General features: G+C 36.1%; 22 protein-coding genes and 1 riboswitch. Of the genes, 16 read left to right on the top strand and 6 right to left on the bottom strand.

Features of this window, described 5'->3' with window-relative positions; all coding sequences use genetic code 11:
- Positions 1-8 precede the first annotated feature (8 nt).
- The gene (gene gyrA / locus ACEN4N_RS04770; RefSeq protein WP_407089869.1) at positions 9-2,624 is read left to right on the top strand and encodes a DNA gyrase subunit A; all 2,616 of its coding nucleotides are present in this window, start codon (positions 9-11) and stop codon (positions 2,622-2,624) included.
- Positions 2,625-2,695: 71 nt separating this feature from the next.
- Here the strand turns inward: gyrA and ACEN4N_RS04765 are convergent, their stop codons facing one another.
- Both ACEN4N_RS04765 and serC read right to left on the bottom strand, forming a co-directional pair.
- Positions 2,696-3,889: a 3-phosphoglycerate dehydrogenase family protein gene (locus tag ACEN4N_RS04765; protein ID WP_407089870.1), complete on the bottom strand. Its 1,194-nt coding sequence runs from the start codon at positions 3,887-3,889 to the stop codon at positions 2,696-2,698.
- On the bottom strand, positions 3,886-4,986 hold the full coding sequence (gene serC, locus ACEN4N_RS04760) for a 3-phosphoserine/phosphohydroxythreonine transaminase (protein ID WP_407093783.1): 1,101 nt from the start codon (positions 4,984-4,986) through the stop codon (positions 3,886-3,888). Before serC ends, ACEN4N_RS04765 begins: the two co-directional genes overlap by 4 nt.
- A gap of 236 nt (positions 4,987-5,222) precedes the next feature.
- Between serC and rpsF the strand changes: the two genes are divergently transcribed.
- From rpsF to ACEN4N_RS04725, 7 genes are all read left to right on the top strand, one after another.
- A complete protein-coding gene (gene rpsF, locus ACEN4N_RS04755; protein ID WP_338486829.1) occupies positions 5,223-5,522 on the top strand; it encodes a 30S ribosomal protein S6 in 300 nt (99 codons plus the stop codon).
- A gap of 38 nt (positions 5,523-5,560) precedes the next feature.
- Entirely contained in the window at positions 5,561-6,112 is a 552-nt protein-coding gene (gene ssb, locus ACEN4N_RS04750; RefSeq protein ID WP_407089873.1) for a single-stranded DNA-binding protein, read from the top strand.
- Positions 6,113-6,153: 41 nt separating this feature from the next.
- The gene (gene rpsR / locus ACEN4N_RS04745) at positions 6,154-6,387 is read left to right on the top strand and encodes a 30S ribosomal protein S18 (RefSeq protein ID WP_138403756.1); all 234 of its coding nucleotides are present in this window, start codon (positions 6,154-6,156) and stop codon (positions 6,385-6,387) included.
- 179 nt (positions 6,388-6,566) lie between these two features.
- Positions 6,567-8,570: a DHH family phosphoesterase gene (locus tag ACEN4N_RS04740; RefSeq protein WP_407090721.1), complete on the top strand. Its 2,004-nt coding sequence runs from the start codon at positions 6,567-6,569 to the stop codon at positions 8,568-8,570.
- Positions 8,571-8,582: 12 nt separating this feature from the next.
- Positions 8,583-9,035 carry a 50S ribosomal protein L9 gene (gene rplI / locus ACEN4N_RS04735; RefSeq protein WP_407090722.1) on the top strand — a complete coding sequence of 151 codons (453 nt, stop codon included), beginning with the start codon at positions 8,583-8,585 and terminating at the stop codon, positions 9,033-9,035.
- 211 nt (positions 9,036-9,246) lie between these two features.
- Positions 9,247-10,647 (top strand): replicative DNA helicase, encoded by a 1,401-nt coding sequence (dnaB, locus tag ACEN4N_RS04730; protein WP_407093782.1) that lies wholly within the window; start codon positions 9,247-9,249, stop codon positions 10,645-10,647.
- A gap of 238 nt (positions 10,648-10,885) precedes the next feature.
- Positions 10,886-12,223 carry a hypothetical protein gene (locus ACEN4N_RS04725; RefSeq protein ID WP_407090724.1) on the top strand — a complete coding sequence of 446 codons (1,338 nt, stop codon included), beginning with the start codon at positions 10,886-10,888 and terminating at the stop codon, positions 12,221-12,223.
- 94 nt (positions 12,224-12,317) lie between these two features.
- Here the strand turns inward: ACEN4N_RS04725 and ACEN4N_RS04720 are convergent, their stop codons facing one another.
- The 3 genes from ACEN4N_RS04720 to ACEN4N_RS04710 all read right to left on the bottom strand — a co-directional run bounded on the left by ACEN4N_RS04720 (position 12,318) and on the right by ACEN4N_RS04710 (position 17,072).
- Positions 12,318-14,363, bottom strand: a complete 2,046-nt coding sequence (locus ACEN4N_RS04720; protein ID WP_407090725.1) for an LPXTG cell wall anchor domain-containing protein — start codon at positions 14,361-14,363, stop codon at positions 12,318-12,320.
- Between the two features lie 160 nt (positions 14,364-14,523).
- Positions 14,524-15,813 (bottom strand): adenylosuccinate synthase, encoded by a 1,290-nt coding sequence (locus ACEN4N_RS04715; protein ID WP_407093781.1) that lies wholly within the window; start codon positions 15,811-15,813, stop codon positions 14,524-14,526.
- Between the two features lie 311 nt (positions 15,814-16,124).
- Entirely contained in the window at positions 16,125-17,072 is a 948-nt protein-coding gene (locus ACEN4N_RS04710) for a C39 family peptidase (RefSeq protein WP_407093780.1), read from the bottom strand.
- A gap of 263 nt (positions 17,073-17,335) precedes the next feature.
- Here ACEN4N_RS04710 and ACEN4N_RS04705 point away from each other — a divergent pair, with 263 nt between their 5' ends.
- The 8 genes from ACEN4N_RS04705 to ACEN4N_RS04670 all read left to right on the top strand — a co-directional run bounded on the left by ACEN4N_RS04705 (position 17,336) and on the right by ACEN4N_RS04670 (position 23,141).
- Entirely contained in the window at positions 17,336-17,671 is a 336-nt protein-coding gene (locus ACEN4N_RS04705) for a MerR family transcriptional regulator (RefSeq protein ID WP_138403749.1), read from the top strand.
- Positions 17,672-17,698: 27 nt separating this feature from the next.
- Entirely contained in the window at positions 17,699-19,042 is a 1,344-nt protein-coding gene (gene glnA / locus ACEN4N_RS04700; protein WP_407093779.1) for a type I glutamate--ammonia ligase, read from the top strand.
- Between the two features lie 109 nt (positions 19,043-19,151).
- Positions 19,152-19,248, top strand: a riboswitch (TPP riboswitch).
- 108 nt (positions 19,249-19,356) lie between these two features.
- On the top strand, positions 19,357-19,653 hold the full coding sequence (locus tag ACEN4N_RS04695; RefSeq protein ID WP_218930351.1) for a thiamine-binding protein: 297 nt from the start codon (positions 19,357-19,359) through the stop codon (positions 19,651-19,653).
- The gene (locus ACEN4N_RS04690; RefSeq protein WP_407090729.1) at positions 19,622-20,410 is read left to right on the top strand and encodes an ABC transporter permease; all 789 of its coding nucleotides are present in this window, start codon (positions 19,622-19,624) and stop codon (positions 20,408-20,410) included. The genes ACEN4N_RS04695 and ACEN4N_RS04690 overlap by 32 nt, the downstream gene beginning before the upstream one ends.
- 1 nt (position 20,411) lies before the next feature.
- Positions 20,412-21,398 carry an ABC transporter substrate-binding protein gene (locus ACEN4N_RS04685; RefSeq protein WP_138403745.1) on the top strand — a complete coding sequence of 329 codons (987 nt, stop codon included), beginning with the start codon at positions 20,412-20,414 and terminating at the stop codon, positions 21,396-21,398.
- A 1-nt stretch (position 21,399) separates the two neighbouring features.
- Positions 21,400-22,131 (top strand): ABC transporter ATP-binding protein, encoded by a 732-nt coding sequence (locus ACEN4N_RS04680; RefSeq protein ID WP_407090731.1) that lies wholly within the window; start codon positions 21,400-21,402, stop codon positions 22,129-22,131.
- Between the two features lie 69 nt (positions 22,132-22,200).
- The gene (locus tag ACEN4N_RS04675; protein WP_407093778.1) at positions 22,201-22,749 is read left to right on the top strand and encodes a helix-turn-helix domain-containing protein; all 549 of its coding nucleotides are present in this window, start codon (positions 22,201-22,203) and stop codon (positions 22,747-22,749) included.
- Between the two features lie 83 nt (positions 22,750-22,832).
- Positions 22,833-23,141, top strand: a complete 309-nt coding sequence (locus tag ACEN4N_RS04670; protein WP_407093786.1) for an IS3 family transposase — start codon at positions 22,833-22,835, stop codon at positions 23,139-23,141.
- Between the two features lie 401 nt (positions 23,142-23,542).
- Here ACEN4N_RS04670 and ACEN4N_RS04665 read toward each other — a convergent pair whose 3' ends face one another.
- Positions 23,543-24,649, bottom strand: a complete 1,107-nt coding sequence (locus tag ACEN4N_RS04665) for an IS4 family transposase (protein ID WP_407093777.1) — start codon at positions 24,647-24,649, stop codon at positions 23,543-23,545.
- Between the last annotated feature and the right edge of the window lie 221 nt (positions 24,650-24,870).

Below are 24,870 nucleotides of genomic sequence, written 5' to 3'. Positions count from 1 at the left end.
ATAAAAATATGAGTGAAATTTTCGGAGATAATCACCGCGAAATTGAATCAATTAATCTTCCAGATGAAATGCGAACGTCATTCCTTGACTATGCAATGAGTGTTATTGTCTCACGTGCACTTCCAGATGTACGTGATGGTTTGAAACCCGTTCAGCGCCGTATTTTATATGGGATGAATGAATTAGGAGTTACCCCTGATAAACCACATAAGAAATCTGCACGTATTGTTGGGGATGTTATGGGGAAATATCACCCCCATGGGGACTCAGCAATCTATGAAGCGATGGTACGTATGGCACAACCATTTAGTTACCGTCAATTACTCGTGGATGGGCACGGGAACTTTGGTTCAGTCGATGGTGACGGAGCAGCGGCAATGCGTTATACGGAAGCACGTATGTCGAAAATTGCCTTAGAAATGCTTCGTGATATTAATAAAGATACTATTGATTTTCAAGAAAACTATTCTCAAGAAGAAAAAGAACCCGTAGTATTACCTGCTCGTTTCCCTAACCTGTTGGTAAACGGTGCGGCTGGTATTGCTGTGGGGATGGCAACAAATATTCCGCCACATAATTTAGGTGAAGTCATTGATGGTGTGATTGCGCTAATGCACAATCCAGAAATTACTGTCGAAGAAATTATGGAACACATTCCAGGTCCGGATTTCCCAACGGGTGGTATTGTTATGGGGAAATCAGGTATTCGTAAAGCCTACAAAACAGGTAAAGGGAAAATCATTATCCGTTCAAAAGTAGACATTGAACCCATTGGTAATGATCGTGAACGTATTATTGTTTCAGAATTACCCTATGGAGTAAATAAAGCGAATTTAGTTAAACGTATTGCTGAATTAGCTCGTGAAAAACGAATCGAAGGTATTACTTATGCTAACGACGAGTCTGCACGTGAAGGGACACGTGTGGTTATTGAAGTAAGACGTGATGTTTCTGCCAGTGTTGTCTTGAATAACCTTTACAAATACACTCCAATGCAAGTGTCATTTGGTTTTAATATACTTGCGATTGACGGTGGCGTACCTAAAGTCCTAGGTATTAAAGATATTCTTGATAAGTATTTAGATCACCAAATTGAAGTGATTCGTCGTAGAACTGAATTCGAGAAACGTAAAGCAGAAAATCGTGACCATATCTTACAAGGATTATTGATTGCTTTAGATCATATTGATGAAATTATTACGATTATCCGTTCATCTCGTGATGGTGAGACAGCTAAAACACAATTAATCGAAAATTACGGACTTACAGATGTCCAAGCACAAGCAATACTCGATATGCGTTTAGTTCGTTTAACTGGCTTAGAACGTGAAAAAATTGAGAAAGAACACAATGATTTACTCGCATTGATTGAACGCTTAACTGAGATTTTAAGTAACCAAGAGCGTATGTTTGAAATTATTGAAGATGAATTAACAGATTTAAAAACACGTTTTGGCGATGAACGTCGAACGGAATTACAAATTGGGGATTTAATGAACATCGATGACGAAGATTTAATCGATGAAGAAGATGTATTAATCACTTTAACTGCTAACGGATATGTGAAGCGAATGACTCAAGATGAATTCCAAGTTCAAAACCGTGGTGGACGTGGTGTTAAAGGTATGGGCTTAGGAGATAACGATGAAATTCAAACACTTGTCTCAGCTTCAACCCATGATACCCTATTATTCTTTACGAACCTCGGACGCGTATTCAGCCTTAAAGGGTACGATATTCCAGAATACGGACGTCAGGCAAAAGGTTTACCAATCGTAAACTTAATTAGTCTTGGTACTGGAGAAGTAGTGAAACAAATTATTTCAGTGAATAAATCAACCGAAGAATCTGGTCAATCTGATAGTTACTTATTCTTTGTAACGCGAAGTGGTACAGCAAAACGTACTAAATCATCAGATTATTATAATATTCGTCAAAATGGATTAATCGCAATTAACTTAAAAGAAGGCGATGAATTAGTCAATGTTATGGAAACAACGGGTGAACACAACATTGTTATCGGAACACATAACGGAAATGCGATGACTTTCAATGAAAGTGATGTTCGTGTGATGGGGCGTACTGCCACAGGTGTCCGTGGTATTAAATTACGTGATGACGATTATGTTGTTGGATCTGACGTATTGACTGATGAGCACGAAGTCTTAGTTGTAACTGAAAATGGTTATGGTAAACGAACGCCTGCTTCAGAATATACACCTAAAAATCGTGGAGGTCTTGGAGTGAAAACGTCCAATATCTCTGAGAAGAGTGGTAAATTAGCAGGTATCGTGACCGTTAAAGGTGATGAAGACTTGATGATTATGACTGATCAAGGTGTTGTAATCAGATCACACGTTGGTGGTATTTCCCAAACATCTCGTGCTACCCTTGGTGTTCGTATGATTCGATTAGATGACGATGCTATTGTTAGTTCGATCGCTACGATTCCAGCAGCTGAAAAAGATGTTACAGAGGAAGAGGTCATTGAACATATTGATGACGTCAAAGTTGACCGTGAGTCAGTAACTTCCGAAGATGTTGAACTCAATGAAGAATTATCAGAAAGAATTTCAGAAGCAGTAGAAGATACTGAAGAAGAGTTTGATGAAGATAATGAATAATAAATGAACAAAGAAGCGACAAGCTTTCATCATTTGATGAGCTTATCGCTTCTTTTATGTGCTTATTTTTCTTAGTTTGTTGACGGTTTAAGATGTCGAACACGGACGACACCTTCGATATTTTCAAGTGCAATTTTACCATTTTCTTCGATATCATTGTCTAAATCAATCATTGTACAAGCCCATCCATTGCGAGGTTTGTTCGTTAATCGGTTAATATTCAGATTGTGTTGAGAAAGTACATGAGTAATCTGACCAATCATGTTCGGAATATTACGGTGTAACACTGTTATACGGCAAACTGTTTGAATTGGACCAAAATTAATCGTAGGGAAATTCACTGAATGATGAATGTTTCCATTTTTTAAGTAATCCATTACTTGATCAATGACCATATTTGCTGCATTCGCTTCACTTTCAGGCGTTGATGCACCGAGATGTGGAATATTAATCGTATTTTTCATAGTTAATGTTTTTTCATCAGGGAAATCGACGACATATTTACCTATACTTCCATTATTAATTGCGTCTTCCAAGGCATTTAAATCCACTAAACCACCACGGGCACAGTTAATAATGATTTGACCTTTTTTGGCTTCAGCTAATAATTCTGCATTTAAATAATTTTTAGTACTGTCATTGTATGGAATATGTAATGTGATGTAATCACAGTTTTGCATAATATAATTAATATCATATTGAGTTTTTGTTGAGGGATTTAAGCCGAGAGCGTGTTGGACCGATAAGTATGGGTCATAACCGTAGACATCCATCCCTAAACCTAAACACATATTAGCAACAAGCACACCAATGGCACCTAAACCAATGATACCAATTTTCTTATCGGCTAATTCGGGTCCAACAAATTGTTTTTTACCTGCTTCAACTTTTGATCCAATATCAGATTGGCCTACGAGCGTTTGAGTCCATTCTAAGGCCGATTCAATGTTTCTTGAAGACATAATCAAAGAAGACAGAACTAACTCTTTCACACCATTTGCGTTGGCACCTGGTGCATTTGCAACAACAATTCCCTTCTTGGTCAATTCATCAATTGGGATATTGTTAACACCTGAACCTGCTCGGCCGACAAATTTTAATTTTTTTGGTAAGTCCATCTGATGCATATCAGCACTTCTTACAATAATGGCATCTGCTTCGGAATCACTATGATTTAAAGTAAATTCGTGTGTTAGCTTACTTAATGCATTGGCATCAATATTGTTTAATGTTTTAATTTTAAATCTTTTTTCTGTATAGCTCATTTTGTACCTCGCTTATTATCATTTTCAAAGACTTTCATAAAGTTAATGAGTGCATCGATACCTTCCATCGGCATGGCGTTATAGATACTCGCACGCATGCCACCGACTGATCGGTGTCCTTTCAAGTTATGTAGACCTTTTTCTTGGGCTTCTTTAGCGAAAGCTTTATCTAAATCCTCTGAATCGGTTCTAAAAGTCACATTCATAATTGAACGGTTCTCTTTACGAGCTGTCCCTTGATAGAAATCACTTTGGTCAATGTAGTCATAAAGTTTAGCCGTTTTTTCTTTATTGATTGCTTCGATGGCTTTCACACCACCTTGCTCTTCTAACCAAGCAAATACTTGACCAGCTACATAAATAGCAAAAGTAGGAGGTGTGTTATACATTGAATCTTTATCAATTTGTGTCGCATAATCGAGCATTGTAGGCGTGATATCTTGAGCCTTACCTACTAGGTCTTTACGCACAATGACAACAGTTAGACCCGCTGGTCCCATATTTTTTTGAGCTCCAGCATAGATTAGGCCAAATTTAGAGACATCATATTCTTCTGATAGAATATTCGAAGACATATCAGCGACTAAAGGAATACCGTCAAATTGTGGTAATTCTTCTGGTTTAAAACGCGTACCATAGATTGTATTGTTCAAACACAAATGTACATAATCAGCATCTGGACGGACATTAATAGCGTCGTTATTTGGAATATAGGTAAAATCATCCTCTTCAGTACTTGCTGCGATTTGAATATCACCGTAGCGAAGTGCTTCTTTATAAGCTTTTTTAGAGAAACTTCCTGTTAAGATATAATCAGCTTTACCTGATTTATTTAATAAATTTAATGGTACACTTGAAAACTGAGTTGATGCCCCACCTTGTAAAAATAATATTTCGTAAGTATCTGGAATATTCATTAGGTTACGTAATGATTGTTTAGCATTCGCATGAATTTCCATGTAGGATGGAGATCGGTGGCTCATTTCCATAACGGATAGGCCTTGCCCATGGTAATTTGTTAGGTTTTTACTAACATCTTCTAATACTGAAACTGGCAGTGTAGATGGTCCTGCAGAGAAATTATAAATGCGATTCATCTTAAACGCTCCTTTTTAATTAATGATATGAGCATTATATCACAAATAAAATAAAAACTAAGGACTTTTATTAAAATAAGATGAAAACAATGTAAAATGTCTCATAAAAAACTTTCAAATAAAGCTTGTAATCAAATAATGATAAATGTATAATTCATAGATGTGAGTATTTAACTATACTCTCCTTGCTCTAATAAATTTTTAGGGCCATCAGACCAAAAGGAGGTGCAAGCCAAATGAGCCAAACAACAAAATACGAAATTTTATATATTATCCGTCCTGACTTAAACGAAGACGAGAAAAATGAATTAGTAGAACGTTTCGATGGTATCTTAACAGCAAACGGAACTACAATTGTTGAGTCGAAAGACTGGGCAAAACGTCGCTTAGCATATGAGATTAATGATTATAAAGAAGGAATTTATCATTTAATCACAGCTGAAGCTTCAGATGCTGCAGGAATCAACGAATTCGACCGTTTAGCTGCGATTAATCGCGGAATCTTACGTTTTATGATTACTAAAGTAGAAGCTTAATTTGTTTCACGTGAAACACTTTGAAGGAGGTTGTAATTGTGAACACAGTTCAATTAGTGGGACGTTTGACACGAGAAGTTGACTTAAAGTTTACTTCTTCGGGTATTGCAGTAGGTACTTTTACCATAGCCGTTAATCGCAATTTTACTAATCAACAAGGTGAGCGTGAAGCTGATTTTATTAGTTGCGTAATCTGGCGTAAATCAGCAGAAAACTTTGCTAACTTTACTCGTAAAGGATCTCAAGTTGGAGTCGAAGGACGTCTTCAAACACGTAATTATGAAAACCAACAAGGTCAACGTGTCTATGTTACTGAAGTAGTTGTAGAACAGTTCCATTTATTGGAACCACGTTCAGTTACAGAACAAAGACCTGCGGATACTAGCAACAATAATAGCGGTAGTAGTTATGGTGGCGGACAAAGTTATAACAATAACAACACTCAAAACCAACAAAACAACTACAACAATAACCAATCATCGTATCAAAACAATAATTCAAATAACAATAGTGGAGGATTGGGTAACTCACCATTTAATATGGAAGATGGCACGCCAGTTGACATCTCTGAAGATGACTTACCATTCTAATCTTTCAACATTCGTTTAAAATATAAAGGAGGATAACACCTATGGGACAACGTCGTGGTGGAAGACGCAGAAAAAAAGTATGTTTTTTCTGTGCAAATCATATTGATCACCCTGATTATAAAGACGTGGATTTAGTTAGCCGTTTCGTATCTGAAAAAGGTAAAATTTTACCTCGTCGAGTTACAGGTACTTGTGCTAAACATCAACGTACTTTAACTTCAACAGTTAAACGTACTCGTATTATGGCACTCATTCCATTTACAATTAAAGACTAATTTTAATTAGCTGAGAGTAGGACCTCGTGTTCTACTCTCTTTTTTTGACGCATAACATAAATGTTTCACATGAAACTTTTAACATATTTTCCAGAAAGTTAGTAAACTTCGGAACAATAGCATTAGAACATTGATTATGTTAAAATACTTAGTATATTATTAATTAGATGAGGTGAAATATGTTTAATAAAGAAAGACTTAAAGCATTCTTTGAACAATTTCATTCATTAGATATTAGTTGGCAAATTTATAGTTTAGTCATTTTATATACAATTATTATGCTCGCTGCATTAATGTTACGCTGGGAAATCGGTGTAATGCTTTTTATATTACTAATTGCAGTTGTCGTATTTTTTGTGTTTAATTATGAAAACTTTATTCGTAACTTAAGTACAATGGCGAGTCGCCTCTCTCAATCAGTACGAGGTGCGCAGGAAGATGCAATGTACCGCTCTCCTATTGGAATCCTATTATATGGTCAAGATTCTAATCATCGCATTAAGTGGGTCAATCCAGCGATGCAACATTTGTTTGGATCGCAGGAGTTACTTGGAGAACCACTAGTATCTATAAATAAAGAGTTTGACAAAATGATAGCAATTGAATCTGATAAACATTGGCATACTGTTCCTTTTATGGACCGGTATTACCGTATATTACACCAAACAGATGTGAAAGCATTATATATGATTGATGTAACAGATGAAGTGTTGATTCGAGAACAGAAGAAATTCGATCAAGTTGTATTCGGTTATCTTTTCTTGGATGACTATAACGAGATTGTGGAAACCCTCGATGATCAACAGGCAACCAATTTTGACTCTATTATATTGAATGATATCAATGAATGGGCTGAATCCTATGGCGTTTTTACTAAACGAATCAATGAGGAAAAATTTATTCTACTTCTAAACCAATATGTGCTTGATAAACTTGAGAAAGATAAGTTTAAGTTTTTCGATGAGATGCGTGAACGCAATTCCTTAAGAAATATGCCATTATCAACTAGTATTGGCATATCTTATCCAGATTCACCAAGTTATCGTATCGATGACTTATCAGACCAAGCACAACTTAACTTAGATTTAGCACTAGGACGCGGTGGCGATCAAATTGTCGTAAGATCGAAATCTGGTAAAGCGAGATTCTATGGTGGTAAAACAAATCCTACAGAGAAACGTACAAATATAAAGTCACGCTTAGTTTTTCAGGCCTTACGCACGTCAATTCAACAAACAGAGCAAATACTCATATCTGGTCATAAAACCCCTGATATGGACTCTATGGGCTCTGCAATAGGTATTTATAAGATTGTCAGATCTTTCGGTGTTCCGGCTCGTATTCTTATTAATGAAGATGAGTTTAACCAAGACATTCGACAATTATTGGCTTTAGATCAAGCACGATACTTATGGGATGAAGATATCTTCGTGAATAAAGAAGATGCTGAGAAATTTACAACAGATGAAACATTAATGATCTTAGTTGATCATCATCGTCCATCATTAAGTGAGGCTGAAGATTTGATAAATGGTCATGATGTTGTTATTATTGATCATCACCGCCGTGGAGAAGAATTTCCAGAGCAAACGGTTCTTACATATATTGAACCCTACGCTTCATCAACGTCGGAGTTGATTACTGAATTTTTCATTAATATGCGTAATACGAATGAAGCTTTAAACAAGTTTGAAGCAACAGCATTACTTGCTGGGGTGATTGTAGATACAAATAACTTCTCATCTCGAACGGGTTCTAGAACTTTCGATGTCGCAAGTTATTTAAAATCGCGGGGTGCTGACCGAGTTCAGATTCAACGATTGCTCAAAGAAGATTTATCTAATTTAATAGAGCGTAATAAGCTCATTGAGAATACAAAATTCGTTAAAGAAGGCTTTGCGGTCATCATTGGACCTGATGAAGAAGTCTTTGATAATATAACTGCATCACAAACTGCTGATGTATTATTAGACGTTAAAGGTGTTGAGGCTTCTTTTGTTATCTACCGTAGAAGTGATTCTGTTGTAGGGATTAGTGCACGAAGTTTAGGAAGTATCAACGTACAAACGATCATGGAAAGATTAGGTGGCGGAGGTCATTTATCAAATGCTGCAACGCAAATTGAAGATAAAACGACTGAAGAGGTCTACATTCAATTATCAGAAGAAATAAATAAAGAATAAGGAGGACTTTAAATGAAAGTAATTCTATTAAAAGATGTTAAGAAACAAGGTAAAAAAGGTGATGTGATTGAAGTATCAGATGGTTACGGGCGTAATTATCTAATCAAGAACAATTTAGCTAAAGTAGCGGATGGTGCAGCTTTAAATCAGTTAAAATCTAAAAAAGAAGCTGAAGCTAGACTAGCTAAAGAAGAACTAGCTGAATCTAAAGAAATTAAAGAAGCGATTGAAAAAGAAGAAACTGTTGTTACAATTGCTGCTAAAACAGGAGAAGATGGTCGATTATTCGGTACTATCCCTTCTAAACAAATAGCAGAAGAGCTTGAAAAGCAATATAACATCGAAGTTGATCGCCGTAAAATTCAATTAGGTGAAAATCTAAACTCTTTAGGTCGTTACAACGTTCCAGTGAAACTTCATAGTGAAGTCACAGCAGATATTAAAGTACATATCGTTGAACAATAACTTCATATGATACAAAGTAAATAATTCAAAAGTGTATTCATTGGAATTCAACCCAATGAATACACTTTTTTACTGGGAAAAATTATAAACATGTAAATAATATAAATCCATTAAAGAAAAGTTATCAACATGTTCATAACTATGAAAAAGGCTCAAAATTTGGTATGATTTATATACTTGTATTTAAGAGTGAATCGAGTAGAATAAAGAAATGAAGAAAGAAGGTGAACCGTTGGAAAATAACCCAATGGATAGACAACTACCATATAATATAGAGGCTGAACAATCAGTGCTCGGCGCTTTACTCATCAATCCTATTAAAGTAGGAACGGTTCAATCAATTATTGAAGAAGATGACTTTTATTTACGTAAACATCGTATTATCTTTAATACGATGGCAAATATCTTCGATTCACCTGATTATGAACTTGATGCCATCACTTTAATTGATCGATTAACAAGCTATGGTGAAATCGAAAATGTCGGCGGCCATGATTATATAATTGAGTTAACACAAACTGCACCGACAGCAGTGAACGTGGACCATTATGCTAAAATAGTAAAAGATAAATCAATTTTACGTAGTTTAATCTCAGCTAGTACACAAATAAGCCATACAGCTTATGAAGAAGGTGATGAGATTGCTAATATCATCGAAAAAAGTGAAAAACTTATCTTATCAATTGGTGAAGGTAAGAATAATGACGGACCCGTCTCTTTACGATCGCTAATTTCAGATGCATTTGAGAACATAGTTCGATTATCGGAAGAGAAAAGAGATGTTGTTGGCTTACCAACAGGTTATATCGACTTAGATAAATTAACAAGTGGTTTACAGCCAGACCAATTAATTATTCTAGCTGCGAGACCATCCGTAGGTAAAACAGCCTTTGCTTTAAATATTGCCCAAAACGTTGCCACTAAATCTAAAATTCCTGTCGTAATATTCTCACTAGAGATGGGGGCATTAGACTTAGTAAACCGTATTATTTGTGCAGAAGGTAATATCCATGCATCCAATTTACGTACAGGACAACTAACTGATGATGAATGGAATAGTTTCACGGTGGCTACAAACACACTTAAAGATGCACCTATCTTTATTGATGATACAGCAGGGATTAAAGTATCTGAAATTCGTGCTAAAAGTAGACGATTAAAACAAGAGAATCCAGATTTAGGTCTGATTGTGATTGACTATCTTCAATTAATCGAGGGATCAGGTGGAGAAAGTCGTCAGCAAGAAGTATCTGAGATTTCTCGTCAATTGAAGAAATTAGCTAAAGAATTAGGCGTTCCTGTTATTGCGCTGTCTCAATTATCTCGTGGTGTGGAACATCGTCAGAATAAACGACCAATCTTAAGTGATATTCGTGAGTCTGGATCGATTGAGCAAGATGCGGATATCGTTGCCTTCTTATACCGTGAGGATTATCACCAACAAGAAGGTGATGAAGAACCTGTTCAAGATGATGATCTGCCTGATAATACTGTTGAGGTAATCTTAGCTAAGAACCGTGCAGGTGCAAGAGATACGGTTCGTTTATTATTTAAAAAGGAATATAATAAATTCTCAAGTCTTTCATTTGTGCCCGAACCGCCCATGATGTAACTTACAATAAAAAACTCTTTCTAATTAAATTTAGTGAAAGTTTTTGTGTTAATTCAATTAACTCGGTGGTTAATCTGTTTAATCACTGTTTAAATAGGTGTATAAAATAGCAAATACCCGAATGTATGTTCCACGTGAAACTTTTTATAGGAACATATGTTCTTTAGGTTATTTCTTTCTCTTTAAGCTGGTTTATAATAAACTTATAATATATGACATTGAAAGTGGAGGTAACAATATGGAGACGGTCGAAAAGAATCAGCAAGATGTAGTAGGTAAGTTAAAATTGAACGCTTTAATTCTTATATCTTTTTTTATAGTGTTATTTGCTTCATCTGTTAGTACGAATGCTACTACAATTGAGTCGATTGAAAGCATTGACTATACTCAACCTGATTATATACAAGTAGTTGAAGCTGAACCTGTTGATGAAGCCATATACGAAAATATAGATACTGATACAACGATATACCCTCAAAGTGACTATACGTTGATTGAAGCTGAATTGCCAAGTGATCAAGTGTCAATTAATGAAGACACTCTATTTACTGATGAAGCTCTACTTTCATTTGCTCAGATGGATGAAGTTTATAATTTTGTTCATTTTAATGCTTATAAAGATTCATATAGAGATATAGCCACTTATATTTCATATTACATCTATTATTCGGCTGATCCAGAAGATCATTATTTAGTCGCACCGATGAATTTAACTAATGACGTCGTTGATTTATACAATTATAGTGATTTAATCGCGATGCAACGCTTAGATATTAATCATAAGCTTAGACAAATTTATTTTAATGAGTATTCCGAAGGTTTAGTTGAACGTTATGAATTAAAACAAATGATTCCGACTTCAGTTTATGCCGATGCTAAAGCTTCAATGTTACGTGCCGAGGAATTATATAGTCAAGTTGATTCGGAAAGTGACGATTATGACTTAGCTACCGAAGTGATTGAGATTGCTAGAGAAGAATTTAGTATCTTTACCAACAAATATAATAATGGGCATTTAGAAGAACCTGTTTTACATTATTTTATCTCTGATCAAATTGAAGACGAAGCTGTTTTAGGAGAAAATATCGCTTCGATTGAAGAGGTAGTTGAAACATTGCCAAGTGAAATTAAGCGTCGACTTTCGAATATTTATGTCTTAGCTGAAAATGAAATGCCACCTTCAGAAACATCAGGCTTTACTTTACATGGTTTAGCTAAGGATGATGGGACTGTATATTTTGTAGGTGATAAACCCATCTATAAAAATCTAATTTATCATGAATTTGGGCACATATTAGATTTTGCTAGCTATGCATTAATCGATTGGGATGAAGAGTCTGAAGATTCTTGGTCAACACAAGATGATTGGCAGGCCATTTATGAAAATGAATGGGCAGATGAAGAGTCTTATTACAATTCTACCATTGAATCATTCGCAGAAGGCTTCGGAGTGTACTCATTGAAGTATTTTTTAGATGAAAATCCTGATTTATCGGCTTATCCAGATAGTTCATTGGAAGATAGACCAGAGACAGTTGCATACTTTGATCAGTTATTCGAAACATTAGACTACTAAACAAATGAGTAAACAAAAAACCCTAAGCACTCTTTAGTCTCACAACTATAGAATGCTTAGGGTTTATTAAATTCTATTTATCTATCGATTTGTCTTAGTTTTTATGACGACGTCCAGAGATGAATAAGTAAATACCTCCACCGATTAAAGCTAAAGCAGCTACAATAATAAGCCAAATTGAACTATTTTCACCAGTGTTTGGTAAATTCTCTTCATTCTCTTCTACGGATGAACTAATAGATACATCAACACTTGATGATTCTTCATTGCCATCACTTGAAGGTGTTTGAGAACCACCACCATTGACTACATCTGGATATCTTTCAGTTAAGTAATTAGTTACATCTACATAATTTACATCACCAGATTCATTCGGTTGAACAGCCCATAAAATATCTTCAAATTGCATTTGATCAACTTGATCTTGAGTAATTGTAGTATTTTGAATAATATTATTCTTCGCTTCAACAACTAAAGCATCAAACATGTCTGGATACATTGTTACTAACTGTTGGAATATGTAGCTAGGTAATTCTGCATCAACATTCTTAGCTTCATTGTACCATTCAGCGAATGTACGATCACTAAATTCATTCAAGATAGCATCAGTTGCTGGTGTTTGATTAACGACAGCCACACGAACTGGTGCAATCGTACTTGATAATTGATCATCACTGAAATTCTCATAACCAGCAATCACGATTTCATCGCGTAAAGCAGTTAATTCTTCTGGAGAAGTACTTTCAGTTGAAAGTCCCAGTCTATCCATCAAACTAGTAATATGTTCATCACTAAATTGATTTAATTGTTCCATCGTTAAATCAGTTTGACCGACTAATACTTCACGGTAAATATCTAAATCACTTGCTGGTTCGGATTCACTTGAGTCAGATGATTCTTCTTCATCAGAGGATTCCTCATCAGAAGACTCTTCATCGGATGATTCTTCGCTTGAAGAACGTTCATCTGAAGATGTTTCTGCATCATCAACAGTAATATCGTAATTTTCTTGCATTGCTAATGCCAAGGCTTCCATGTCTTCTGCGTTATTTTCTTCGAAGATTGAAAATTCTTGCCATAGTAATTCAGCATCAGGTACTTCTAACAACTCTTCTTCATTTAAGTTATAATCCGAAACTAAAGCGTCTCTAAAACGACTGGCTTCAGGACCGAAGACTTCTGGGTTATCGTATACAGCTGTGTTATAAGCTCCACCAATATCAGTACCTGCTTGATTTCCTTCACCTACCATACTTACTAAGTAAATGTCATCAAGTTGGTCTAATTGTTCTTGAGTTGCAGGTGTTGATTCAATGAATGCTTCACGAATCTTAGTAGCAACTGAACCGACCTGTTCATCGGTAAAGATTTCAGGATTTAATTCGATGATTTGGTCGCGGACAATGTCCATCGTTTCTTGAGCGTAATCTCCATTTTCAGCAGTTGTTTTAATCGGTGCTAATTCTTCCTCAGTGAATTGACTGAATTGCTCTTCTGTAATATCAGTATATTCCAAAATCGCTGCTTCAAATTCATCTTCAGGTGCTGGAGTTTCACCATTCCCATTGTCTTCGCCATTTTCTCTTTCAGTACGACGTTCGATGTAAGCATCACGTGCTTGGGTAATTTGTGGCACGATTGATTCAACAGCAGCTTGCTCGTCATCGTTATTTTCTAACAATGCATTCGTATACCATCCTAAGATGTCACTAGGTAAAGCCGTGTTTAAATCTGAATAGCTATATTCTGAATAAGTAGAAATAGCCTCTGCTGCTTCATTATAAGCTTGTAAGTCCTCACCTGTTAAAAGGTTTAATTGAGGGTAATCGATTGCTAACTGGTTATACATTTCTAACCATACATCCAGTTCAGGATTCGATTCTGCTTCAGTATTTTTTGTAGTATATAAATCAACTAAATATTGATCCTCTACTTCTAATAATTGTTCTAAGTTAACAGGTTGAACGCCCGCTAAGTTATTTTTTATTTGAACGAGTAATTCTTGGTCCACCTCTGTTGTTGTTTCTTCTTGGGCATGAACGGTTTGACTCGTTGGTAGTAAAGCATTATTTCCAAGAGTAGTTCCTGCTCCGATTGCTAAAGCACATGTAGATACTAATAATAATTTTTTTAATCTCATTTTGCGCCCTCCTCTATCTGTTAATTCCATCATACGCTGTAAATGTGAATTTTTATCGAAAGAAAAATGTGGAATTCGCCATTTATTTTGTGAATATTGTATTAAATTTAAAACAAAAAAGAGCCAGAGGTTATATAACCACGGGCACTTAAAAGGGAGTTTATCCCCAAACGCTATCTAAAATCATTGTTTGTTCACGGTCAGGACCAACAGATAAAGTTGCAATCTTAACTCCAACTAATTCACTGATGCGACGAACGTAGTTACGTGCATTTTGTGGTAAGTCTTCTAAAGATTTTGCACCTGTGATATCTTCTGTCCAACCAGGTAATTCTTCGTAAACTGGCGTACAGTCAGCTAGAACTTTTAGACTTGCTGGGTAATATTCAATACGTTCACCAGCAGAAGTTTCGTAAGCAGTACAAATCTTAACTGTCTCTAAACCAGTCAATACGTCGATTGAGTTTAATGATAGATTTGTAATACCTGATACTCGGCGTGAGTGACGCATAACAACTGAATCAAACCAACCTACACGACGTGGACGCCCTGTAGTTGTTCCGTATTCTCTACCTACTTCACGAATTTGTTCTCCAACTTCATCAAACAATTCTGTTGGGAATGGTCCGTCTCCTACACGTGATGTATAAGCTTTACATACACCAACGACTGTATCAATTTTTGATGGTCCTACTCCACTACCAATCGTTACCCCACCAGCTACTGGGTTTGAAGAAGTAACGAATGGATATGTACCTTGATCGATATCTAACATGACACCTTGAGCACCTTCGAATAATACACGTTTACCTTCATCAATCGCATCGTTTAAAATGACTGATGTATCAGTAACATACTTCGCAATTTCTTGACCATATGCGTAGTATTCTTCGAAAATTTCTTCAAAAGATAAAGGTGAATTGTCATAAACGCGCTCGAATAATTTATTCTTTTCAGCTAAGTTTACTTCTAAGCGCTCTTTAAAAATTTCTTTATCTAATAAATCAGCAACGCGGATTCCAACACGAGCAGCTTTATCCATGTAAGCTGGGCCAATCCCTTTAATCGTTGTTCCGATTTTGTTATCCCCTTTTGAATCTTCTTGAAGTTGATCCATTAAGATGTGGTAAGGCAAGATAACATGAGCGCGTGAAGAAATACGTAAACTACTTGTATCAACACCTTCATCTGCTAAATAGTTCAATTCTTTAACAATTGACTTTGGATTCACGACAACACCGTTTCCGATAACACTGATTTTACTATTATCAAAAATACCTGAAGGGATTAAGTGTAATTTAAATGTTTTACCATCAAATTGAATCGTATGCCCTGCATTGTCTCCACCTTGATAACGTGCAATTACTTCAGCGTTATTACTTAGAAAGTCAGTAATTTTACCTTTACCTTCGTCTCCCCATTGTGTTCCTACAACTACTACTGATGTCATTGTTAGATCTCCTTTTTATATAATAATATTTCAATCTTGAGCACAATATGTCTCCGCGCGATACATAACATCCCGACTTCTATATTATACCTCATTATCTTTGCAACGTCTTTTGTTAATTCAGTTGGTAAGATGAGATTGAATAATATTTCGCCTTCAATCATGACATTGATGGCGTATTTATCTCAAAGTCTAATAATATCATAATGCCTATAACAATAAAACAAGCAAATGTTGTCACTCATAAAATCACTTGTAACTAAAGAAACATCCACCCCAAAAATTTTGGAATGGATGTTAGATTGCTTAAATTATTTTGAGAGAGACCAGTAATTGATACCCTCTGTGAGTAATACTTCTTCGTCAATACCTTGAATACTATACATTTTTTGAGCGTCATCGTTTGGATCATTAACGTAGACTTGACCATTTTCATAGCCACGAATGACGATAATGTGGCCAACCTCTGTAAAGAAACCTGGTAAGACAGACGCAACGATTAATTCACCGTTATTTACAGCTTCCATTGCGCTATAGAAATCATTTCCATAGTTATAAAAATTGTAATCATATTCAACCGCAAAGTCATGGAAGATTTGCCAAGATGTCCCGGCATTATCTACCCAATACTTTTCCTCGCTCCATTCAAGGATTTCCATTGGATTCACTTCTCGATTCTCAAAAGCAGCATGAACCATGGCTAGAGAAAGGATTGCACAGCCGTTTTCACCCAGTTGTTGGGTTGTATTACTTCCGTATTTCTCAGTTCGCCAGTTCGCATCTTTTTGCAGATACAATGGAACGTCAATTTGGGTTCCAGTTGCAGCCGCAGTTTTTTCTGCCGGATAATCTGGTAAGAAAAGATAACCAAGTTCTTCCACATCAAGATCATTTGCATGGATAGCTGCAAGAATTTCATCTTGGGCTTGAATTAAGTTTCCATCAAACTCCGTTTGGGTTAATTCAGCAATCGTTTCTTCCATTGCTTTATCTTTTGGTGAGTAGGTACTCAGTGTTTCTGCCAAAGTAGCTGGTGTTTCGATGCTTTCATCGGTTACACTTTCAGTCTGTTGAGAAACAACGGGCTCAGTTTGTAAAGAAATTAACTCTTCTTGAGTAGATTGTTGTTGGTGCTCTGCAATAATTAAATTATTGTTCGCAGTTAATTTATTTAAAAGTATAATTAAACTTAAACAAATGGCAATGAATATAAGAGAGCCAATTGTTGCTATTGGCGTATAGTTACGCGTTTTTGGCATTTCAAAAACTCCTTTTAAAAAAACATTTCTAAATAAAAGAATACGCTAACTGACTTGAGAATACCATAAGAAATGTTGAATATTTGAATAAAGTAATGAAAGTTTAATATTCTGTTCATAATTTCAAAAGCTAGATGACTGTATAATAATAATTATTAGTTTGGAATTCATTCATGTGATATTTCTTTACAAATGGTGTTATAATATGTTTGCGAGAGCTTTTTAATCGTTGTATAATAATTTTCTAAGAGAGGAGAATGGTGATGGCAAGAAAGGAATTTCGTAAGTCACTAGCAGTTTTTCCAATAGGTACGGTTATGGAGTTGACGGAGTTAACCGCTCGTCAAATTCGTTATTACGAAGAACAGGGATTAATCGAGCCTCAACGTAGCGAAACCAACCGTAGGCTATACTCTTTAAATGATGTCGATCGATTACTGGACATCATTGACCTAATGGATGAAGGCATGACAATTAAAGGTATTAAAAATAGATATCGCTTTAGTGACAGAGTATCTAAAAACTCAGTACCTCTAACTGACCAAGATGTGCGACGTATCTTAAGGGATGAACTAGATTTTCAATCTAGATTCGAATAACCTATTAAAAGAGAGGATTTTGAAGCAATGACAAAATGGACGAAAGATCGTATTATTGCTGATGCGCATGAGAATAACGTACACTTTATACGATTAATGTTTACGGATATTAGAGGAACAATTAAGAATGTTGAAATTCCTTTAACACAGTTAGAAAAGGCATTAGAAAATAATATGACATTTGATGGTTCATCAATTGAAGGATTTGTACGCATTGAAGAAAGTGATATGTATTTAATTCCTGATTACGACTCTTGGATGATTTTTAACTGGGATGTTCCCTCAGATGGTGGACGCATTGCTTGTTTAATCTGTGATGTAGATACAACAAAACGAGAGCCTTTCTTAGGTGACCCTCGTGGGAATTTAAGACGAGTGTTAGATAAGATGGAAGATTTAGGTTTTTCTTCGTTCAACTTAGGCCCAGAACCTGAATTTTTCTTATTAAAACTGGATGAAGATGGTCGACCAACGATGGACTTAAATGATGATGGTGGCTACTTTGACTTTGCGCCAACGGATTTAGGAGAAAACTGTCGACGTGATATTGTGCTTGAATTAGAGCGTATAGATTTTGAAATCGAAGCGAGTCATCACGAAGTTGCACCAGGGCAACATGAGATTGATTGGAAATATAATGATGCGATTCGCGCATGTGATAAAATTCAATTGTTTAAATTGATTGTTAAAACAGTGGCTCGTCGTCATAATTTATATGCGACGTTCATGCCTAAGCCTATTTATGGTGAGAGTGGTTCTGGAATGCACTTTAATGTATCTTTATTCGATAAAGATGGGAAGAATGCTTTCTATGATGAATCAACTCCAGATCAATTATCTAAGAATGCTCATTACTTTATCGGTGGTTTAATTAAGCATGCGAGTGCTTATACAGCTATTTGTAATCCATTAGTAAATTCTTACAAACGATTAGTTGAAGGATACGAAGCACCAGTATATATTGCTTGGAGTGAGAGAAATCGTTCTCCACTTATTCGTATTCCATCATCTCGTGGTAATTCAACTCGTGTTGAGTTAAGAAGTGTGGATCCTTCTGCCAACCCATACTTAGCCTTAGCAGTTATCTTGCAAGCTGGTTTAGATGGAATTGAGAACAAGATTGAACCACCTATGCCAATTGACCGTAATATTTATACGATGACTCCAGAAGAGCGTATGGCTGAAGGTGTCATTGACCTGCCATCATCACTTAGCGAAGCCATTGCTGAATTTGAAGCCAGCCCAATCATGAGAGATGCTCTAGGTCCACATATTTCAGGTAACTTTATTGTTGAGAAAACAATGGAATTTGAGTCATATAAAAAACAAGTGACACAATGGGAATTAGATAAATATTTAATGATGTATTAAGCTGTTACAACCAGCTCGAAGATTGCCATTTTATTGGGTTCTTCGAGCTTTTTTGATACAAAAATTTGAATCCTGTTGCACATTGCTTATGAATATGCTAAGCTTTCTACTATAACATAAGGGGTGCTTCGGCTGAGATGGGATTACCTGAACTCTATGAACCTGAATGAGTTAAGACTCGCGTAGGGATGTGAATAAGTAAAGTTTATGTATATTGGTGCAGTATGCTTTTTGTACGAATATACCTTTATCAATATCACTCAACCTACCTTGACTCAGACACTTTGTGTTGTGAATATGAGGGAGGTTTTTTTTTGGTTAATTGTAGTATTGCTTTACAAATTTTACCGCTAGGTGCAACACAAGAAGCGACACTTGAAGTGGTTGATTCTGTCATTGCTTTTATAGCATCAAAGACGGATAACTATGAAGTGGCGGCGTTTGAGACAACGATTCAAGGTGATTATGATACTTTGATGCCTATCTTAAAAGAGGCGATCGAAATCGCTTCTCAAACACACCACAAAATTTTTACTAACGTCAAAATTAGTTATGATGCGAAAGGGTCAGTGTTAACGATTGAAGATAAAACTACAAAACATCGCCACTAAATATGCTTCATGGATCCTAGGTCTGGGGCTATTACTGCTTTGGGAAGTGGCTGCTAGAGTTGGTTGGTTACCTGAGTTTATTATTCCCGCACCAAGTGATGTTCTAATCGCTTTGTGGCAAGACCGAGAGAATTTATGGATGAACAGCCGGGTGACACTGATTCAAGCGTTTATTGGTCTCGCTATAGGAATTTTCCTCGCTTTCTTTTTAGCGATTATTATGGATGTGATTCCTTGGTTGAACCGAGCCTTATATCCAATGTTGGTGGTTACACAAACCATTCCAACTGTAGCAATTGCACCGATATTAGTGCTTTGGCTAGGTTATGACATGACACCAAAGATTGTTTTAGTCATTTTAACGACATTATTTCCCATTATTATTAGTATACTGAACGGCTTTGCTAACGCGGATAAGGATGCGATTCAATTACTCCAATTAATGGGAGCAAATCGTTGGCAGATATTACGTCATGTGAAGTTACCGTTGAGTATGTCATTTTTCTTAAGTGGCTTGAAGGTCAGTGTGTCTTACGCTTTTGTGAGTTCGGTTGTCGCTGAGTGGCTTGGTGGCTTTGAAGGTTTAGGGGTTTATATGATTCAAACCAAACGTGCCTTTAGCTATGACAAGATGTTTGCGGTCATTGTTTTAATTTCGTTATTAAGTCTGTTCTTTATGGGTGTTGTATCTTATATTGAAAAATATTTAACACCTTGGCGTTTTAATCAAAAAAAGAAAATCAGAGGAGAAGAATAATATGATGAATTATTTCAAGAAAATGCTTGTTGCTTTAATCGTCAGTATGTCAGTATTAATTCCTATGAGTGCATCGGCTCAAGCCAGTCAGATAGAGTTTATTTTAGATTGGGTACCGAATACAAATCATACTGGATTATATGTTGCTTTAGAAAAAGGGTATTTTGAAGAAGCGGGCGTGGAAGTAACGATTCGCCGTCCACCAGAAGGCAGTACGACTGAATTAGTAGGTTTGGGTCAAGCTCAATTTGGCATTAGTTTCCAAGATTCTTTAGCTACACGTCTAGCAGGAGGTTTACCTGTAACAGCTGTCGCAACAATTATCGAACATAATACAAGTGGTATTATTGCTAGAGAAGACAGCCAAATTACAAAACCGGTGGAGATGGAAGGTCATACTTACGGAACATGGAATGATCCCATTGAACTGGGAATGTTAGAGCATATTATTAATAACGAAGGCGGCGATTATTCACAAATCGAATTAGTCCCTAATCAAGCAGATAATTCCATTGTTGGTTTAGCTAATTCGATGTTTGAATCAGCCTGGGTTTATTACGCTTGGGACGGTATAATGGCTGAGAGCCAGGGCGTTCCAACGAACTTCTTTTACTTCAGAGATTACGCAGAAGAATTAGATTTCTACTCACCAATAATTATTGCAAATAACGATTATTTAGCGAATAGTCCTGAAGAAGCGACGCAAGTGGTTCAAGCCATCAAACGCGGTTATCAATATGCAATCGAGAATCCAGAAGAAGCAACCGATATTCTCCTGAAACATGCACCGGAATTAGAAGGGCAACGTGATTTTGTTCTTGCTTCCCAAGAATGGATTAACGAAGCCTATACAAGTAAACCAGAACAATGGGGTTATATCGATGAAGAGCGCTGGAATGCTTTCTACACATGGTTATACGAAAGTAACTTAACGGAAGTTGACTTGACTGAAGGGACATACTTTACGAACGAATTTTTAGGAGAATAACATGTTATCAATTCAAGATGTTGGTTTTCGATACGGGAATCGTCAAGTACTAAAAAATATTAACATTCAACTTCAAAAAGGGGAGACCGTTGCCATTATTGGCCCGAGTGGGGTTGGAAAAACAACCCTTTTTAACCTCATTGCAGGAATTATCGATGCCCAACAAGGTCAGATTGAGTTGAATGGAACCAAAGAAATTAAAGGTAAGATAAGTTACATGCTTCAAAAAGATATGTTGTATCCGCATTATACTGTCATTGAAAATATTATGTTGCCGCGGATTTTACAGGGTGAAAGCAAGAAACACGCACGTGAGCATGCGTTAGAATTACTCGATATCTTTCAATTTAAAGAATGGGCGAATTATTATCCCCACGCCCTAAGTGGTGGGATGAGACAACGCGTGGCTTTTATGCGAACAGCTGCATTTGACAGACCATGGCTATTGTTAGATGAAGCTTTTAGTGCTCTTGACGCCATTACAAGACGTCAACTTCATCAATGGTTTATGAATTACCGCGAGAAGATGGGCTGGTCTTCATTAATCATTACCCATGATGTAGATGAAGCTTTAATCTTATCGGATCGGGTTTATATTATTAAAGGGCAACCCGGTGAAATTACATTTGAGTTGCCCGTCGACTTTAAAAGCTTTGATGTTGAGAAAATAATTTTTGAACCTGAGTTTATCGAAGCCAAACGTCAGTTACTTAATGAATTAAAAGAAGTATAAAAATAGCAAGGCGCTGAGGTGACCCCCGAAAGTTAGAGTTAAAAATCTAACTTTACGGGGGTCGTTTTTGTGTCACAAAAGTATTCATATGAATTCAAATTAAAGGTTGTCGAAGAGTATCTAAATGGGACATTCGGTTACACCTTACTCGCTAAGAAACACCATATTTCAACGACAAGTTTGATTGAAAAATGGGTTAACCAATTCAAAACCAATGGGAAAGAAGGCCTTAAAACCAAACGACGAAATGCAACCTATCCTTTAAATTTTAAGTTAAATGTTTTAAGATTTAAGCAAGACACGGGTGCGTCCTATATAGACACAGCGAATGCTTTTGGTATAAGTGAGCCATCCATCATAGCCAACTGGCATCGTCAATACGAAAGGTTTGGCACCCAAGGTCTGAATAAACCGCAAGGGAGACCGCCAAAAATGCCTAAATCGAATCCGAATCAAGATAATAATAAAACGATTCACGATAACAATCATGATGAAATGAAGCAAGAGAACGAATTGTTAAAGAAAGAAAATGAGTATTTAAGGATTGAATTAGAATACTTAAAAAAGTTAAAAGCGCTGGGCTTAGAAGACCCACGCGCAAACAACAAACAGACATAGTCTATGACTTAACCCAAATAGGCTTTAAACTCAAAGATGTCTTATATGTGACAGAATTACCAGAGTCAACTTAACACTATCATATCGCGAAGAAAACCAAACCTCATAAAGATAAAGAGCTTGAAGACCTTATCCAAGCTATCTTTGAGGAACATAAAGAGCGATATGGATATCGACGCATTACAATTGAATTAAGAGCCAGAGGCTATAAAGTCAATCATAAACGCGTTCTTCGTATTATGAGACAATTAGGGCTACAGTGTCTAAAGTTTACGAATCGATCTCGTCGATACAATTCTTACAAAGGACCTGGTATAGATCCTTTGTATTGGTCTTGGATAAGTCATCCAAGTACTAGTATAAAGGATTTTTTATGCCATGGAACAGGTTAATATTTTAATGCAACACTAGTGAAAAGATAGTTTCTTTATTAATTATACTGAGAAAGTATTTCTTAATGCACTGATTACGTCGCAGAATCTGAAAAAATATATTTAAAATAAATGCAATCGTTTTCGCTATTTTATAGGGTTTTAACTTACAAATACGAAAAATTGAAAGAGTATATTTAAATTAACTTATTTTTTTAGTAGAATATTTATGTAATTCATGTTATATTTCACTAGTGTTGCATAAAACTGAAAATCACTGTTACTTGTTTATTGTTAATTAAATCACATGTAGTTTTCGTTAAAAATTTCAAAAAAGTCAAATGCTGGCGCAGCGGATGACTTTTTCCAGAATTTTTTTGACTTATTTAGTTGTAGATAAATCGATTTGCGGCTTCTTTCACTTAGTCAGGTTCGAATATTTCCTTAAATAATTCGAACGGTTCATACTGTAACGCTCGTAAATGCCTTAAAACGTGGAAAACTGTTTGTTTTAAGTCTAATTCAAGCTTGATGAGTAAGGTCAGTAAGTAGACAATCAGTGCCAGTATGACTTGATTTTCCACACCGTCTTCTGACTTTGAAAAGTAGTTTTTAATCGTCAAGTGTTGCTTGATATGCTTGAAAAAGAGCTCGATTTGCCATCGTGATTGATACATTTTACTAACCTCTTCAGCTGATACATCCATGCGGTTGGTGATAATTCTTAAATTGGCTTGCTGCTTTCTTTCTATCGTCACAAGTCGAAAGAGACTCGTCAAGTAGACTTGACTGCCCAATTGAAGCAACTGGTCACTGATAATACCCGTTCCTTTAGGAACGTCTAGATGGCCTTGCACATGTACCTTCGTATTCTTCTTAATCCGAGAAACGAAGAAATACCCATCCCAATGCATTTGATCGAATTGAACGAAATCAAGATACCCACGATCAAAAACGTATGTAGCCAATGGCTCATTGATAAAGACCTCTAAGTGCTCATGATCATGTTCAGAAGCAGGAGATACTTCAAATTGTTCAGGGTGCACCCAACGTTCATTCATGAAGCAGACTTTTAAATGTAACTTTATGCCAGCTTTTGTCGGTCTAAAATGCGCCCATGGATAGGAATTCTTGCTAAATGAAAAGGTTGTGGAATCAATCAGATAGAGTTTTTCTTTCGACTTTACCTTCGTCTTTTTATGCACAAGAGAAAGTAAATGATTAAAAACCTCCAGTAATACACTTGGTTCAAGTGCCCGTAGGGCACGAGAAAGCTGAGAGTAACTGATAGAGTCTATCCCCATTACTTTTTTCAAATTCGGATTGACAAGTTGTTGGTCTAGGTGTCGTAAACTTTCGGTTTCATCGTTAATGGCATACAGAAAGAGCTTTATTACTTTCTTAAATGTCAATTTCTTTGCATAACGATCAAATTGTTCGATGGCTTGACGAGAATCTAAGCTTAATTGTTCTAATTTAATATACGAAAACCATTTATTTATTGTCATTTTTGTTTTATACTTATCCATGCATAGATCCTTTGTATTGGTCTTGGATAAGTCATCCAAGTACTAGTATAAAGGATTTTTTTAGGCTCATTGTCAAATAGGGTTGATGACTCATTTTAATGGTTCATGAATTTTTGATGTTGGTGGACCGAGGAGCCAGGTGACGCAGTCACCTTGGCTCTTTTTTTATTCCTATGTTTAAGTGTCTCTCTATGCAACGATAGTTTGTGTTGTGTTCTCAT

The sequence above is a fragment of the Ruoffia sp. FAM 20857 genome, from assembly GCF_045528645.1.
In the GTDB taxonomy this organism is placed as follows: Bacteria; Bacillota; Bacilli; order Lactobacillales; family Aerococcaceae; genus Ruoffia; species Ruoffia halotolerans.
The sequence above is the reverse complement of the archived record's forward strand: the minus strand, read 5'-3'. Positions and strand labels throughout refer to the sequence as shown.